Source organism: Armatimonadota bacterium (assembly GCA_018268395.1).
Lineage (GTDB): Bacteria > Armatimonadota > Fimbriimonadia > Fimbriimonadales > Fimbriimonadaceae > JAEURO01.
The window spans coordinates 665,175-678,900 of record JAFDWQ010000003.1 but is presented as its reverse complement, the minus strand read 5'-3'; the positions used below and the strand labels follow the sequence as shown (position 1 = coordinate 678,900).

Annotated in this window: 13 protein-coding genes; 6 read left to right on the top strand and 7 right to left on the bottom strand. The window is 64.2% G+C overall.

The features are described from left to right. Positions 1 to 67 precede the first annotated feature (67 nt). Positions 68 to 991 carry a hypothetical protein gene (locus JST30_08635; GenBank protein MBS1714388.1) on the bottom strand — a complete coding sequence of 308 codons (924 nt, stop codon included), beginning with the start codon at positions 989 to 991 and terminating at the stop codon, positions 68 to 70. A gap of 366 nt (positions 992 to 1,357) precedes the next feature. Here JST30_08635 and JST30_08630 point away from each other — a divergent pair, with 366 nt between their 5' ends. After that, complete coding sequence (locus JST30_08630; protein MBS1714387.1) at positions 1,358 to 2,032, top strand: hypothetical protein; 675 nt, start codon at positions 1,358 to 1,360, stop codon at positions 2,030 to 2,032. Positions 2,033 to 2,121: 89 nt separating this feature from the next. Here JST30_08630 and JST30_08625 read toward each other — a convergent pair whose 3' ends face one another. Continuing rightward, positions 2,122 to 3,324: a hypothetical protein gene (locus JST30_08625; GenBank protein ID MBS1714386.1), complete on the bottom strand. Its 1,203-nt coding sequence runs from the start codon at positions 3,322 to 3,324 to the stop codon at positions 2,122 to 2,124. 281 nt (positions 3,325 to 3,605) lie between these two features. Here JST30_08625 and gcvH point away from each other — a divergent pair, with 281 nt between their 5' ends. After that, positions 3,606 to 3,983, top strand: a complete 378-nt coding sequence (gene gcvH, locus JST30_08620) for a glycine cleavage system protein GcvH (protein ID MBS1714385.1) — start codon at positions 3,606 to 3,608, stop codon at positions 3,981 to 3,983. Positions 3,984 to 3,987: 4 nt separating this feature from the next. Next, complete coding sequence (gcvPA, locus tag JST30_08615) at positions 3,988 to 5,319, top strand: aminomethyl-transferring glycine dehydrogenase subunit GcvPA (GenBank protein MBS1714384.1); 1,332 nt, start codon at positions 3,988 to 3,990, stop codon at positions 5,317 to 5,319. On the opposite strand, the gene JST30_08610 is transcribed toward gcvPA, so the two are convergent. Continuing rightward, positions 5,316 to 6,653: a dihydroorotase gene (locus JST30_08610; GenBank protein ID MBS1714383.1), complete on the bottom strand. Its 1,338-nt coding sequence runs from the start codon at positions 6,651 to 6,653 to the stop codon at positions 5,316 to 5,318. The genes gcvPA and JST30_08610 overlap by 4 nt on opposite strands. Positions 6,654 to 7,209: 556 nt before the next feature. Continuing rightward, the gene (locus tag JST30_08605; protein MBS1714382.1) at positions 7,210 to 8,193 is read right to left on the bottom strand and encodes a DUF2993 domain-containing protein; all 984 of its coding nucleotides are present in this window, start codon (positions 8,191 to 8,193) and stop codon (positions 7,210 to 7,212) included. Between the two features lie 34 nt (positions 8,194 to 8,227). On the opposite strand from JST30_08605, the gene JST30_08600 reads away from it, so the two are divergent. Beyond that, on the top strand, positions 8,228 to 9,055 hold the full coding sequence (locus JST30_08600; protein MBS1714381.1) for a hypothetical protein: 828 nt from the start codon (positions 8,228 to 8,230) through the stop codon (positions 9,053 to 9,055). Here the strand turns inward: JST30_08600 and JST30_08595 are convergent. Further along, positions 9,044 to 10,708, bottom strand: coding sequence for an amidase (locus JST30_08595; protein ID MBS1714380.1), 1,665 nt, complete (start codon positions 10,706 to 10,708; stop codon positions 9,044 to 9,046). The genes JST30_08600 and JST30_08595 overlap by 12 nt on opposite strands. Before the next feature lie 17 nt (positions 10,709 to 10,725). Continuing rightward, on the bottom strand, positions 10,726 to 11,571 hold the full coding sequence (locus tag JST30_08590; GenBank protein ID MBS1714379.1) for a spermine synthase: 846 nt from the start codon (positions 11,569 to 11,571) through the stop codon (positions 10,726 to 10,728). A gap of 35 nt (positions 11,572 to 11,606) precedes the next feature. Here JST30_08590 and JST30_08585 point away from each other — a divergent pair, with 35 nt between their 5' ends. After that, positions 11,607 to 12,152, top strand: coding sequence for a hypothetical protein (locus JST30_08585; GenBank protein ID MBS1714378.1), 546 nt, complete (start codon positions 11,607 to 11,609; stop codon positions 12,150 to 12,152). 7 nt (positions 12,153 to 12,159) lie between these two features. Here the strand turns inward: JST30_08585 and JST30_08580 are convergent, their stop codons facing one another. Beyond that, positions 12,160 to 12,900 (bottom strand): polysaccharide deacetylase family protein, encoded by a 741-nt coding sequence (locus JST30_08580; GenBank protein MBS1714377.1) that lies wholly within the window; start codon positions 12,898 to 12,900, stop codon positions 12,160 to 12,162. 111 nt (positions 12,901 to 13,011) lie between these two features. On the opposite strand from JST30_08580, the gene JST30_08575 reads away from it, so the two are divergent. Continuing rightward, positions 13,012 to 13,680, top strand: coding sequence for a hypothetical protein (locus tag JST30_08575; GenBank protein MBS1714376.1), 669 nt, complete (start codon positions 13,012 to 13,014; stop codon positions 13,678 to 13,680). Positions 13,681 to 13,726 lie beyond the last annotated feature (46 nt).

Below are 13,726 nucleotides of genomic sequence, written 5' to 3'. Positions count from 1 at the left end.
CAGCCGGCAGACAGCAGATAGCAGATAGCAGGCCTAAGAGGCTGATGGTAGTCGGCACTTTGGCACCCTAGCCGCCGGTCTGCTTCCAGCGTTTGCCGTCGAACTCCCAGGTATCGCCGAGGACGTCCGTCCGCGTCGCGCCGCCGAAGAGGACGGCGACTCCCCGGGCTTCATCGAACGCAAAGCCGTGCACCATGCGCCCCGGGGGCCCCTCCTTGGCCACGACTTTCCACGCCTTCCCGTCCCACGCCCAGGTGTCCGAAGCAAACGTCCAGTCCTTCGAGCCGCCGAACAGCAGGACGCGCTTCGCCTTGGTGTCCCAGCACATGCGGACGGACGTGCGGTCGGCAGGAGCACCCTCCGCAAGCCGACGCCAGGACTTACCGTTCCAGCCCCAGGTCGCGGAGTCCGGCCCGGCGCCGACCATCAGTGTGAGCTTGCGCAGGGGGTCGTAGACCATGGCACAGTGCGCCCGGGGGGCGGGCCCGGCGTCGGCCGCTTTCGTCCAATGATCGTCGGCCCATTCCCACGTGTCGCCGAACAGGGTCGTGCGCCCGGTGGGATCGGCGTCGCTGCCGCCGTAGAGGACGAAGACCTTCCGGGCCGCGTCATAGGCGACGGCATGGTGGTCGCGGAACGCAGGCCCGTCGCTCGCGACCTTGCGCCACCCTTCTCCGTTCCACCACCAAGTCCCGCCCGTCACGTGGAAGCGGCTGCTCCCGTCGGCCTCCTTCGAGCCGTTCGCGCCGCCATGGACGAGGAGGTTGCCCTCCGTGTCACAGGCCGCCGCGGCCAAGGAGCGCGCGGGCAGGTCGCTCCCTTCGACCGTGTCCCAGTCGTGCCCCGTCCACTTCATGAGCGGGGTGACGCCGAACTCCTCGCCCCCGACCCGGACGACGGCTTTGAGGCGGGCGCTGTAGACCATCGCATGCCCCGCGACGCCCTTCGGTGGATCTTGGAGCGAAAGCGCGGCGACAGGCCAAAAAAGCACGCTGAAGGTTAGCATCGGCCCCCGCGGACCTGGAAGGAGGCGGGGGATTTGGGACTAGCACTCATGTCAAGAGCCGATGAGCGCCAGATCTGTAACTCGGTCGCACACCCTTGCTAGACCGCTCGAAGACCGATCAACGTCCGGTCAATGTCCGGTCAACGACCGAAAACGACCGGATCTCGGCCTGGCTTCGCCTGGAGTCCGGGCCCCGGACGTCCGATGATTCATAGAAGTGCGGACGGTGGACCAGGCATGTCCTGTAAGGCGCAGTTAGGCCGGTTCGGAAGTCCGGAAGTTCGGCTAGTTCGGGAGTTCGGAGGTTCGGGTGGTTCGGGTAGTTCGGCGGGCAGCCGCAGGAAGTGACACATGGCAATCTTGAAGACAAGCGGCGGGTTGGGTTCGATGTCGGGACGGGTGGGCAACGTGGTCTACGCCAACACCGACTGCGGGGTCGTCATCCGCGACCTTCCAAGTCGGCACGGACAGATATCGGACGCCCAGCGGGGTTCGGTCGACGCCCTGCGCCGGGCCAACTTCCTTTGGCAAGGGCTCAGCCTGGCCCAGGTCGAAGCTTGGAACGCCTATGCCCTCCGGCACGCCGAACGGAACCCCCACACCGGGTTGCTGCGTGTGCCGAGATCGGTCAACCTCTTCGTCGGACTCGCGGCCAAGTACCTGCAGGTACACGGCGGGTTCGACGCGCCCTCCGACCCTCCGACCGGGGTGTTCGTCGGTGACGGCGTCGGGGTCGGACTCGGCGTGGGGGAGGAAGGAGGACTTGTCTTTACGGCGGATGCGGCCAACCGGCCGGGGGTGCTGACCGAGTTGCTCGCCCAGAGGCTCCGGAACGCGAACAACCGCCCCCAACCCAAGGCCTACAAGAGCTTGGGTTTCGTCGCGTTCACCGGGCCGGGCGGTTCCGCCGCCTTCGACGGTTTGCTCAAAGGCACGTACGTCGGTGCCACGCGGTTCGTGGAAACGGCGACGGGCCGGGCGACCGGGCTCGTCGAGATCGGCCGAGTGACGACCATAGGCCGCTGAGCGGGGACAAGAGCGTGCATCACGCAAACGAGTCGGCCCCATGGACAACCGTTGGGGCCGACGGTCTGTAGAGCTTTACGCCTTATGTCTTAGCGACAGACGATCCGGTCGATCTTGGCGTGCCAGAGTTGCTCAGAAGCCGAATCCTCCTCGTACCAAGTGAACCGGAACTTGGCTGTCCCGGAACTCAGGTAGTTCGCGACGTTCGTGGAGATCGAAACGGTCACGGTCGAGTCGGTGCTCGTCGCCGTCCGGAGATCCTTCTGTTCCCATGCGGACGTGCTCCAGTTGTAGATCTCGATCTTCTGTTTGACGTCGGATCCGGACGCTACTTCCGGCACTTGGGCCTCGAGTTTGCACGTGAAGGCGGCCCAAGTTTCGACGTACGTGTTCACGACGAACTGGACGCCCGTCCCATAAGCCGGCGGATCATGCTTGATGACGAGCCTTTGCTCGTCGCTCACGGTCGTCTCGTCGACCCAGCCGTCGATGACGTTGCCGTACCAGGGCTCGAAGTAGTAGATCGGGAAATCCCCTTTGGCGAACGTTCCCGACTTGACGCCCGCGATCCACAGCTTGCTTTTGCTCACCCGAGCGTCGCCGAAGAACGAGCCGGTCCCGCCTCCACCCGAAGAGTGGATGCCGGCGACTTTGGGCGAGCCGTCCGTGTCGTAGATGAAGGTCGGCCCCCCCGAATCTCCGACAGCGACACCACATTCGTCATAGGTCGGGCCACCGTCGTTCAAAGTATCGATCAGTTTCCCGGCGCAGGTGTAGCCGTCGAAGTCCCCGCCGATCGAAGACCTTTGTACATAGCTGATCGTGTTCGTACCGTCGCGGTTGACACCATATGTGCCACCGAGGTCTTCCCATCGGCAAGAGTTGGTGTTGTACTGGCCACGGATCCCGTAACCCTGAAGGAAACACAATTGGCCAAGCTCGTCCGAGCCTTCATAGATGTCGTGGTAGTCCGTTACTCCAGGCTGTTCGCCGTCCAGCTCGATCAGGCTCAGGTCGGCCCATCGGTGCCTGTAGAGCCAGACTCCGTTGTACGTGGATCCTCCGTCGAGTTGGTACTTGGGATGGTCGGAACTCGTCCCGTGGCTGGAACTGAGCACCCAGTGTTCGCCGATCGCGACGCCGCTCACGGTGTAGGTGGTCGGGGTGAAGAACCCCAGCTTGCCGACTCCGCTCCAAGTCCCTGTGGTCGTACCCGGGTTGATGGCACGGACTGCCGCAAGCGAGCTTGCCAACACCGTGCCGACGATCAGAAGGCTGTGCGTTTTTCGCATATTCGTCTCACTTAAGGACGCTGTCAACGCAAACAGACCAAGCCCGCAATGGTGGCCCTCGTCCGCTCCGAGGTGGACAGGAGGAGGAGCAACCTCAAATTCTACAGAACAGGGAACATTCCCTGATGGAGTGTAACCGATGTTCGCGCCAGGGAGCCCACTTCGGTTTCGCAGGAAATCGACCCTCCAGCCGTCTGCCCGCGGCCTGTCCCCCAAACCGACGACCGCCTCTTGCGGCGAAGCGTCCCTTCCCGCGTGCGCGGCTCGGTAAACTGCCTGCCGTGAACGTCCCCTCCGACCTGCGGTACACGAAGTCGCACGAATGGGTCCGCCTTGACGGCGACACGGCCACGATCGGCATCACGGACCACGCCCAGTCCGAACTCGGCGACATCGTCTTCCTCGATCTGCCGGCCCCGGGCCGCGCGTTGAACGCCGAAGAGACCTTCGGCACGGTCGAAAGCGTGAAGACCGTTTCCGACGTTTATTCGCCCGTGAGCGGCGAAGTGACCGCGGTCAACGAGAGCCTGGGAGCGCAAAGCGAACTGGTCAACTCCGATCCCTATGGGAGCGGATGGCTCGTGAAGGTCAAGCTGAGCGACCCGGGTCAGGTGGACGCCCTCATGGACGCGGACGCCTATACGGCGTCCCTCGGCTGACGACATGCCTTACATCCCCCATACCGAAGCCGACCGCCAGGCGATGCTCGAGACCATCGGCGTCGCGACGATCGACGAACTGTTCCGGGAGATCCCGGACGACTTGAAACTCAAGCGGCCTCTCGACGTGCCCGAAGGCATGGACGAGTACGCCCTGTACCGACACTTGAAGGTCCTGAGCGAGAAGAACTCCGATCTCAGCGAGGTCGCGTGCTTCCTCGGCGCGGGCATCTATGACCGGTACATCCCGGCGACGGTCGGTGCCGTCATCTCGCGCGGCGAGTTCCTCACCGCCTACACGCCGTACCAGCCGGAGCTGAGCCAAGGCTATCTGCAGTCCATCTACGAGTTCCAGACGATGGTCGCGGACCTCTACGGCATGGACGTCGCGAACGCCTCGATGTACGACGGCGCGACGGCCCTGGCCGAGGCCGCGCTCATGGCCTGCAGCCTGACGAAGCGCAAGGTCGTGGCGGTGAGCCAAGCCGTGCATCCGAACTATCGGCAAGTCCTCGACACGTACTGCTGGTCGATGGGGATCGAGGTGAGGACGTTGCCGCTGAACGACGGCGCGTCGCACGATTACGGCATGCTCGACGGTGACACGGCCTGCGTACTGCTCCAGCAACCGAACTTTTTCGGGATCATCGAAGACCTCGGTAAGGCCCGCGCGGAGTCGTCGTCGCACGGAGCGATGTTCGTCGTCAGCGGAGACCCGACCGCCTTCGGAGTCTTGCCCCCTCCGGGCGAAGCCGGTGCGGACATCGTGACGGGCGAAGGCCAGCCTCTCGGGATCCCGATGGGGTTCGGCGGGCCGATGCTCGGCCTCTTCACGTGCAAGCGCGAGTTCGTACGCAGCATCCCTGGCCGCATCGTCGGCCGCACCACGGACCACGACGGCCGCTCAGGCTATGTGATGACCCTGCGGACCCGCGAACAGGACATCCGGCGCGAAAAGGCGACTTCCAACATTTGTACCAACCAGGCACTGATGGCCCTGGCCGCGACGGTCTACATGATCGCGGTCGGCAAGAACGGGATCCGTTCGGTCGCCGAATCGACGGTCAAGAACACTCAGTACGCGATCAAGAAGCTCACCGAAGCCGGTGGCAACCTGAGGTTCCATGGCAAAGTGTTCGGCGAGTTCGTGCTCGACCTGCCAAAGCCGGCTGAACACGTCCGCGATGCCCTGTTGAAAGACCACGTATTGGCGGGACTTCCGCTCGGCGGTTACTATTCGGATATGGACCATAGCCTCTTGGTCGCGGTCACCGAAGTCCGGACCAAGGCGGAGATCGACCGCTACGCCGAGTTGCTCAAAGCCGCGTTGGCCTAGCCATTGCCCGTAAAACGGACGACTTGGCCGAGACCTTTCTCGGCCAAGTCGCCGTCCCTCACGGCGAACCGACCGCCGACGAGCGTGTGGACGACCCGTCCCGTCAACGTCCGCCCCTCGTACGGCGACCAGCCACATTTGCTTTGGAGCCATTGGGGCGTGACCACAAAGGATGCGGCAGCGTCGACCAGGGCGAGGTCGGCGTCGAAGCCCTCCCGCACCTCGCCCTTGCCGACGACGCCGAAAAGCTTGGCCGGATTGGAAGCCGTCAGCCGCACGATGTCGGCCCATCCGATCCGCCCCTCTCGTGCGCTCCAATCGAGCAACATGGGCAGGAGGGTCTGGACACCGGGCATCCCGCTCGGGGACTGTGGATACGGCTTGGCCTTCTCTTCCAGCGTGTGCGGGGCGTGGTCGCTGCCGACGACGTCGAAGAGGCCGTCGACGACGGCGTCCCACAGCGCTCGCCTGTGCTCCTCGCTCCGGATCGGCGTGTTCTGCTGAATACGCGTCCCGAAGGCTTCGTAGTCGTCGCTCGTGAAGGTCAAGTGTTGAGGCGTGACCTCGCACGTCGTCCCGAGGCCGTCGGCCTTCGCCTGGGCGAGCATCGGGAGTTCGACCGCGGTCGACACATGGAGGACATGGACGGGCCGTCCTGTCTCAGCGCTCAAGCGGAGAATGCGCTCAGTGGCCAGTCGAGACGATTCGACATCGCGTAGGTTCGGGTGTTCCCGGACGTGGGGCTCGGCGCTGAGCAGCGCCTTGCGCTCGCGCAGACGGAACTCGTCTTCGGCATGGACCGCGACGCGGCGCTTCCCGTTTTCAAGGACACGTCGAAGGGACGGATCATCGGGCACGAGAAGGTTCCCGGTAGAGCTGCCCATGAAGACCTCGCCGATCCCGGGGGTTCCGGGGAGGCTTTCTAAACGGGCGAGGTCGTCAAGGTTGTCCTGAGAAGCTCCGACCCAGAACGCGAAATGGGCCCACGAACGCCCCTCGGCCCGCAGGACCTTGTCGGCCAGGGCCTCGGCCGTCGTCGTGGTGGGATCGACGTTCGGTTCGTCGAAATACGTCGTGACGCCGCCCATGACAGCGGCCCTGGAACCCGATTCGAGGTCTTCCTTGTGGGTGAGCCCAGGCTCGCGGAAGTGGACCTGGCTGTCGATCACGCCAGGCAGGACGTGGAGGCCCCGGACGTTCACGGTCTCGACGGCCGTCGCTCCGCTCAGGTCACCGACCGCTGCGATCTTTCCGTCTCTGATCCCGACGTCGCCAACGGCCATGGCCGGAACGAGCGTCCCTCCGGAGAGCACAAGTTCGAAAGGTCGCTCCATGCCGTACCGAGTTTACGCGCGGCCCGGTATCCTTCGCGGGCAGATGCCCCAAGGAGAGGCGCCAGACGTCACCGTCCTGATCCCGGCCAAGAACGAGGAGGACACGATCACGGAAGTGGTCGAGCGGGTCCTGGCCGTCCCCTTCTCCAAACAGGTCATCGTGATCGAAGACGGAAGCACCGATTCGACTTCCGAGAAGCTCAAAGCGTTCGGTGACCGAATCGTCGTCCTCCACAACGAAGCTTCGATCGGCAAAGGCGCGGCGATCCGGAAGGGGCTCACGGTGGCGACGGGAAAGGTCGTCGTCATCCAGGACGCCGACCTCGAATACGTGCCCGAAGAGCTGCCGGCGCTCGTCGGCCCGATCTTGGACGGCACTTACGGCGTGGTCTACGGCACCCGGTTCCATCACGGGTTCCCCCCGGGCATGGCGTTGCCGAACAAGATCGTCAACCGGTTGCTGGTCTGGGCGGTACGGCTCCTCTACGGCCATCGCATCACGGACGAAGCCACGTGTTACAAGGCCTTGAAGCGGTCGTTGCTCGAAGAGATGTCGCTACGGTCCGAACGGTTCGAGTTCTGTCCCGAGGTCACGGCGAAGGCCGTCCGGCTCGGTGAACACATCCACGAAGTTCCGATCCGGTACGAGCCGCGGTCGAAGGCGGCCGGTAAGAAGATCCGGTGGACGGACGCCCCGGAAGCGTTCTTGACCCTTTGGAAGTACCGTCATTGGCGGCCTTGACCCTGGCCGCACGGGGATGCGCGTCCTGCCCGTCGCGGTCAGGACGCCGTCGCGAAGTTCCAGTTTTTCGACCTTGACCGCGCCATAGAGCCCCAGGTCGGAGTCGAAGTCCACGACCGGGTTCAGGGTCTTGAGCAACGTTTCGGCCGCGAACGGATCGGCCCGACGCCCGTCGAACCAAACGGTGGCCTCTCGCAGTTCGAGCCTCTCTCCATCGACGGGGACCAAGGACGCGATCACCGTGAAGTCCGTCTTGACGATGAGGAACTCGCCATAGCCGTCCACCCGTACGATGCCGCTCCGCACTTGGACTCTGGCCGTCTTGATCTCGGCGTACTTGGCCTCCACGAACGCCGACAGGTCGTCTTGCAGGATCCGAACGGTCCCGGATCCGGTTCCCGAGCGGCTCAAGCGGAACGTCTTCGATTTCAGGGCCAAGGACCGGTCATAGCGGCAGGCCGGAATGCTCGCGTCCAGCGATTCGACGCGGAGCCCCTTCAACTTAAAGTCATGCAGCCTTAATGTCAGGTTTCCACATCGTCCAGCTTGAGAACGCTCCGGTTCCACGAAGAGAGGGAGCTCGTCCACCGAGAATCCCGAGGCCGTGATGGTCGCACGGTCGAGCGCGCCCCAAAGGACGCCCAGTCCGTCGGGCTCGGCCTCCACCTTGACGCGGGCCGCTTCGCCTTGTAGCTTGGACCGGATTTCTTTCGCGGCCGCGCGCTCGAAGACCTTGACCTCCCGGTCGACGAGACCGAGCGAACCTCCCAGAACGGCGAAGACGAGCAACGGGCCCATCGTGAGCGGCGCAGGTGGGACAATCCCACTGCGGATGCGAGGATACACGGACCTGACCGGACGGGGCGCCGTCGTGCGGATCGAAGGAGCGCTCGTGCGGTTGTCCGGCGCCGATGTGGAGACATGGTTGCAGGGCCAAGTGACGAACGACCTTCGGCGGCTCGTCGGCCGGTCGTTCCTCGACGCCTGCCTGACGAAGGCGACGGGGCAACTCGAGGCCGTCGTCCGTGTCTGGAAGGACGACGTCGCCTGGATCCTCCAGACGTCAGACCTTGCCGTCCTCGAACGGCGCATCTCGGACTTCGTGATTTTGGAAGACGTGGTGCTCGACGTCCTGTCGACCGAAGTCTGGACCTGGCAGTCGCCAGTCCCTGTACCCGGCGACCGACCGTCTCCCCGAACCGGACCCTTCGGATCCGACCTTGCGACAAGGCCCGCCGACGTTCCCGAAGCCGACGTGGAAGCGTGGCGGACGGTCTGCCTCGAACAGGGCCTGCCCGTCGTCGGGTCCGATACGGACTCAAAGACGCTACCACCCGAGCTCGGCGTCCGTTTCGAGAAGGCCCACGTCGCTTACGACAAGGGATGTTACGTCGGACAGGAAGTGCTACAGCGCATCCATAGTCGAGGCCACACGAACCGGACATGGGTCGTGCTGTCTTGCGGCGCCGACGTCCTGCCTGGTTCCGACGTCGTCCAAGACGGTGCGAAGGTCGGTAACGTCACGAGGTCGTGCACAAGCCCCCGGTTCGGCGCTTTGGCCGGGGCGATGCTCGCGAACCGGGCCACCGAGACGGGTACGGTCCTGTCGGTCGGCGATGTCCCGGCGCGCGTCGTCGATCCGCCTGGCTTAGTACTTTGAAGCGTCGGGCCGTAGCCGATGGTAGCCGCCCATCGATTGGATGCGGTGCGCCACGGCGGCCATGACGCCCTCACCGTACAGCCTTCCGATCACGGAGACGCTTCGAGGCTGGCTGCCGTTCAGGCCCCATGGCACGATCGCTTGTGGATGGCCCGTCCCGTTGCAGACCGTGAACGCGCTGTCCCAGAACTTGTCGGTCACGACGACGTCGAAGTCGCCGAACTCCTCTTCGAAGGTCTTGGCCATCAGGGCACGCGCCCGGTGGGCGTTGATGTATTCGACGGCGGGCAGGTATCGCGCGGCCAGGAACTCTGGTGGCCAGAGTTTGCCGATCCTTTCGATGTCTTCGGACCGGGTCAGGCGGTCGAAGGTGGCCGCCGCTTCGGCCGTCAGCAAGGTCCAGATCCCTTCGGGCGGGTCGGAGAACTTGACGGGGCGGACGACGGCGCCCGCATCGCGCAGCGGTTTCAAGAACTCGGCCTTGTCCATCGGTGCGGGATCGTCGACTCTTTCCCGCTCACCGTACAGGAAACCGATTTTGAGCTTTTTGACGTCCGTATCGAACCTATAATCGAAGGGTCGGTCCACGGAAGCCAGGTCGCGAGGGTCCGCACCATGGATGCAGGACAGGACGACCGCGCAGTCCTCGATCGTCCTACAGATCGGTCCGACCTTGTCCATCGTGTACGTCAAGACCATGCCGCCGTAACGGCTCACGCGCCCATAAGTCGGTCGAAGGCCGGACACGCGGCACCTGTTCGAGGGCGAGATGATCGAGCCCAGCGTCTCGGTCCCGATCGAGAACCCGACAAGGCCCGCCGCCGTCGCGCACGCCGATCCGGCAGAGGAACCGCTTGACCCCTGCTTGGTGTTCCAGGGGTTCTTCGTCTGGCCTCCCCACCAAACGTCGTCGTAGGCCAGGGCGCCGCACGACAGTTTGGCCAGGCAGACGGCACCGGCTTCCGTCAACTTCTCCACGACCGCTGCATCGTGGTCGAACACCTGGTCTTTGAAGGCTTCTGCGCCCCACGTCGTTCGGTAACCCTTCACGGCGAACAGGTCTTTGATGCCGTAGGGCACTCCGTGGAGCGGTCCGCGGACTTTGCCGGCGGCGAGTTCGGCGTCCGCTTTCTTCGCTTGGCTTCGGGCCAGTTCCGCGGTGAGCGTGACGACACAGTCCAGCTTCGGCCCGTACGTTTGGAGACGCTGCAGGTACAGCTCGGTCAGATCGGTCGACGTGACCCTTTTCGAGCGAAGCAGCGCGCCGATTTCCGTGACGCTGAGAAAGGCCAGGTCTTCGCCGACCGGTACCGAAGAGACTCTGACAGGCGCTGTCTTAAGGGACGACTTTTTGCCGGGTTTAGGTTGTCGTCCGACCGGAGTGAAGACGGTGTGGGGTTCGACGTCGTTCGGCATGTCGAGCGCGCGGATCCCAGGGAAGTTCGCGACGCTCTGTTTGACTCCAGGTACCGCCAGTTTCCGGTGGGCGTCGTCCAGCGTGATCCCCGCCACCTTTTCTGCTGCAGCGAGGTCAGCCTCGTTGAGGTCCGGCCCTCGCGAAGGCGTCTGGGCGCCGGCCTGTCGGGGGGTCAGCGCAAGGAGGGCTACCGTGCCGAGGAACTCCTTCCGCGTCAGACTGCCGTCGATTCCCATGGGGCGGATGTTAGCAGTTATCGCGTTCGGACGGAAGCGGTCACGCCGAAGGCTTCCGGCCGTCGTTCGACCTTGGGGAAGCCCGCTTCGTGCAACCGGCGGATCACGCCTTCGGTCACTTTCTTGCCCAATCCGCTGTCCGGGTCACCGATGTAGTGGAACAGACGTCCCTTCGTACAGAGGACACGGCGCAACCGGCGATAAAACTCCAGCGAGTACAGCTCGCCGGCAAGTTGGATCGTGGGCGGGTCATGAAAGACGGCGTTGAAACGAGCCGGCGGAAAAGCCTCTACCGCTTCGAACGCGTCGCTGACGAGTTGTGTGATGTTGGGAGCGGTGAACAGTCGTTGCGACCACGGGTTCAGGCGCGCCACGTCCAGCCCCGCCGTGTCGAGCTCGACGGTGACGACTTCGTCCGCCTGATCGGCCAGGAGCACGGCCGAGTATCCCAGTCCGGTCGCCGTATCGAGCACCCGGCCGTGGACTTTTCCGAGTGCCCTGACCTTCGCTTCCGTGTCGGCCCACGGCTCGGTGTCCTTGATGCGGTGCATCGGGATTCCTGATACGAGCATCGTCGGTGCCCCGGTGGTCGGACAGAGCGATCGGACCCACCCGGTCGTCTCGCTGAAGACGCGGATCTCGACGGTGCCGTCCGAGTCGCACACGAAGCACTTGCGCTCGGCTTTGCGGACAGTAAGGAGCGTGTCCTTCGACAGGCGCGTCCCGTCAGGGAACACGGCGTGCAGGCCGTCAAAAGAGACGGGCACGGTGGTCAATCCCAGGTCCGGAGACTCGATAAGGCCTGGCCGCCCCCAAGAGTCTAGGATCCGACCGGCTTGAAAACGGGACATCCAGACGGCCACGGTCGTCTCGGAGCATACTGGAGGCAGACTTCCAGATGCCGCACCCTTTCGACAGCCACATCCCTTGGAACCCCGAACGTCCCCACGTCCTCGTCGTCGCGTGCTCGGACGGCCGTCTGCAAGAGAACTTGGACGAGTTCCTCGACGACCGCCTCCAGGTCAAGAGGTACGACCGCTTGTACCTGCCGGGCGGACCAGGAGCGCTCTCGGCTTCCGGCGCCGAGTTCGTCCGCTCGGACGGTCACCGCAAGGAACTGGCCTTCCTCCTTCACGCTCACGAGATCGAAATGGTGCTGCTGATCTTCCACGGCCCTTCGTCTGACGGCCCGGCCGAAGCCTTGTGCGCGGACTATGCCCGATTCATGGCCGGCGCGACGGTCGAAGCGGTCCGGGACCAACAGGCCAAAGACTTTCAGGAAGTCCGCGACTACATCCGTGTGGCGCGACCGACGGCCGAGGTCCGGGGCTACCGACTCGAGGTCAAACCGAACGGATCGATCACGTTCGTCAACCTCGATCCGGCACAAGGGTCCGTCGTCCCGCAATCGCGGGGCGAGCAGGAAGCGGCGACGGCCGTCTGAGCGCCTGTCAGCCGGCGAGGTCTTTCTTCGAGTTGGCCGCAAGCCGCAAGTCGGCGGCTTCCCGGCGGGCCCGCTGCCAGACTTGGAGCATTTCGGGGACCGTGATGAACCGATACCCTTTAGCCGCCAAAGTCGACATGATGCGGGGGACCGCGGCCGTCGTCCAAGGTTTGATATCGTGCATCAGAATGATCGCTCCGGGCCGTGACTGAGCGATGACGTTCCGGTAGACAGCATCGGAGCTTTGAGTCCGGCAGTCCCCGCTGTCGCCGGTCCAGATCACGGAGGGCATGCCTTGGCTCTTGGCCAGTTTCGCGGTCCACGATTCGGCGAATCCTCCCGGGGGGCGGAACACGACCGGGAACTTGCCTGTGGCCTTGAACACGGCGAGGTTCGTGTTATGGACCTCGATCGCCGCTTTTTCGGCGCTCGGGTGGTAGGCGTGCGAGAACGTATGGTTGCCGATCACGTGGCCGTCGGCGACCATGCGTCGGAGCAGTTTTTCCCGGCCCTTCACCATTTCACCGACGACGAAGAACGTCGCCTGCGCGTGGTAGCGCTTTAGGGTCGCCAACACCTGCGGCGTGGTGAAGGGGCTTGGCCCGTCGTCGAAGGTCAAAGCGATGACTTTTTCGCCGACCGAAGGGCCGGAGTGCACCGTCTTGCCGCGGAAATCCGTCGGTACCATTGTCGACACCTTGGGCATACAAAGCTGGGCCGCGACGGCCACGGTGGCGACAAAGATCATAGGGGTGCTCTCGAACTTCCAGCATACCGTACGGGCAGACGTGCCTGCGCGCCCGTGACAAAGGTCATACGGACTTGAAACCCGGCCGGCTCCCACTCAGTATCGTGCGGCATGGCCCGCATTCTCGCATCCCTCGCCGTCCTGGCCGCCGTGGCGTCCGTCCAGGCCCAGACCGTCAAAGTCGAACCCATGAAGCCCAAGGCGGGCGACACTTTCGTGTGGGGGCTCGAGATGAAGTTCACAGCGATGGGACAGGAGGGCCGGTTCACAGGAAAGCTCTCCCGCAAAATCCTCTCCGTCGACGACAAGGGCGTGATGGAGATCGAGAGCAAGATGGTCGACGGCAAGGTCCACATCATGGACAACGACATGGACCAGCCCTCCGAACCGTCCGTGTCCAAAGTCGACGCTGACGGCGAACCGGTCGGCGACCATCCCGAGCCGGGCAGCGAGATCGAGAACGTCATGTCCGCCTTTGCCCGGGTGAAGTGGCCGAAGGACGGAGCCGCGCCGGGAGCCAAATGGACGCTCGCGAAGGCGAAGGGCAAGTCCGAGATCGAATACGTCGGACCGGGCAAGTGGAACGAGCGCGACTGCCTGATCACGACAATGACGTTCCAACCGGAAGGCAGCACGGGCACGTCCGAGGGCAAGGTCTATCTTGACGCCAAGACCGGTGTCTTCGTAGGTTACGAAGTCACGTTCACCGGGATTTCCGTCGCCCAAGGCATCACGAGCGACGGGGCGGCGACCATGATCCCTCTGAAGTCAGGATCGTAACCGCCGCTAGGCCCTTGAACGAGCCGCCGGATGACGGACACTCAAG

Coding starts and splice junctions, on each gene's coding strand:
- JST30_08600 (MBS1714381.1), top strand. CDS start 8,228: ATGCGAGGATACACGGACCTGACCGGACGGGGCGCCGTCGTGCGGATC.
- JST30_08595 (MBS1714380.1), bottom strand. CDS start 10,708: ATGGGAATCGACGGCAGTCTGACGCGGAAGGAGTTCCTCGGCACGGTA.
- JST30_08605 (MBS1714382.1), bottom strand. CDS start 8,193: ATGGGCCCGTTGCTCGTCTTCGCCGTTCTGGGAGGTTCGCTCGGTCTC.
- JST30_08580 (MBS1714377.1), bottom strand. CDS start 12,900: ATGATCTTTGTCGCCACCGTGGCCGTCGCGGCCCAGCTTTGTATGCCC.
- gcvPA (MBS1714384.1), top strand. CDS start 3,988: ATGCCTTACATCCCCCATACCGAAGCCGACCGCCAGGCGATGCTCGAG.
- JST30_08575 (MBS1714376.1), top strand. CDS start 13,012: ATGGCCCGCATTCTCGCATCCCTCGCCGTCCTGGCCGCCGTGGCGTCC.
- JST30_08625 (MBS1714386.1), bottom strand. CDS start 3,324: ATGCGAAAAACGCACAGCCTTCTGATCGTCGGCACGGTGTTGGCAAGC.
- JST30_08585 (MBS1714378.1), top strand. CDS start 11,607: ATGCCGCACCCTTTCGACAGCCACATCCCTTGGAACCCCGAACGTCCC.
- JST30_08610 (MBS1714383.1), bottom strand. CDS start 6,653: ATGGAGCGACCTTTCGAACTTGTGCTCTCCGGAGGGACGCTCGTTCCG.
- JST30_08630 (MBS1714387.1), top strand. CDS start 1,358: ATGGCAATCTTGAAGACAAGCGGCGGGTTGGGTTCGATGTCGGGACGG.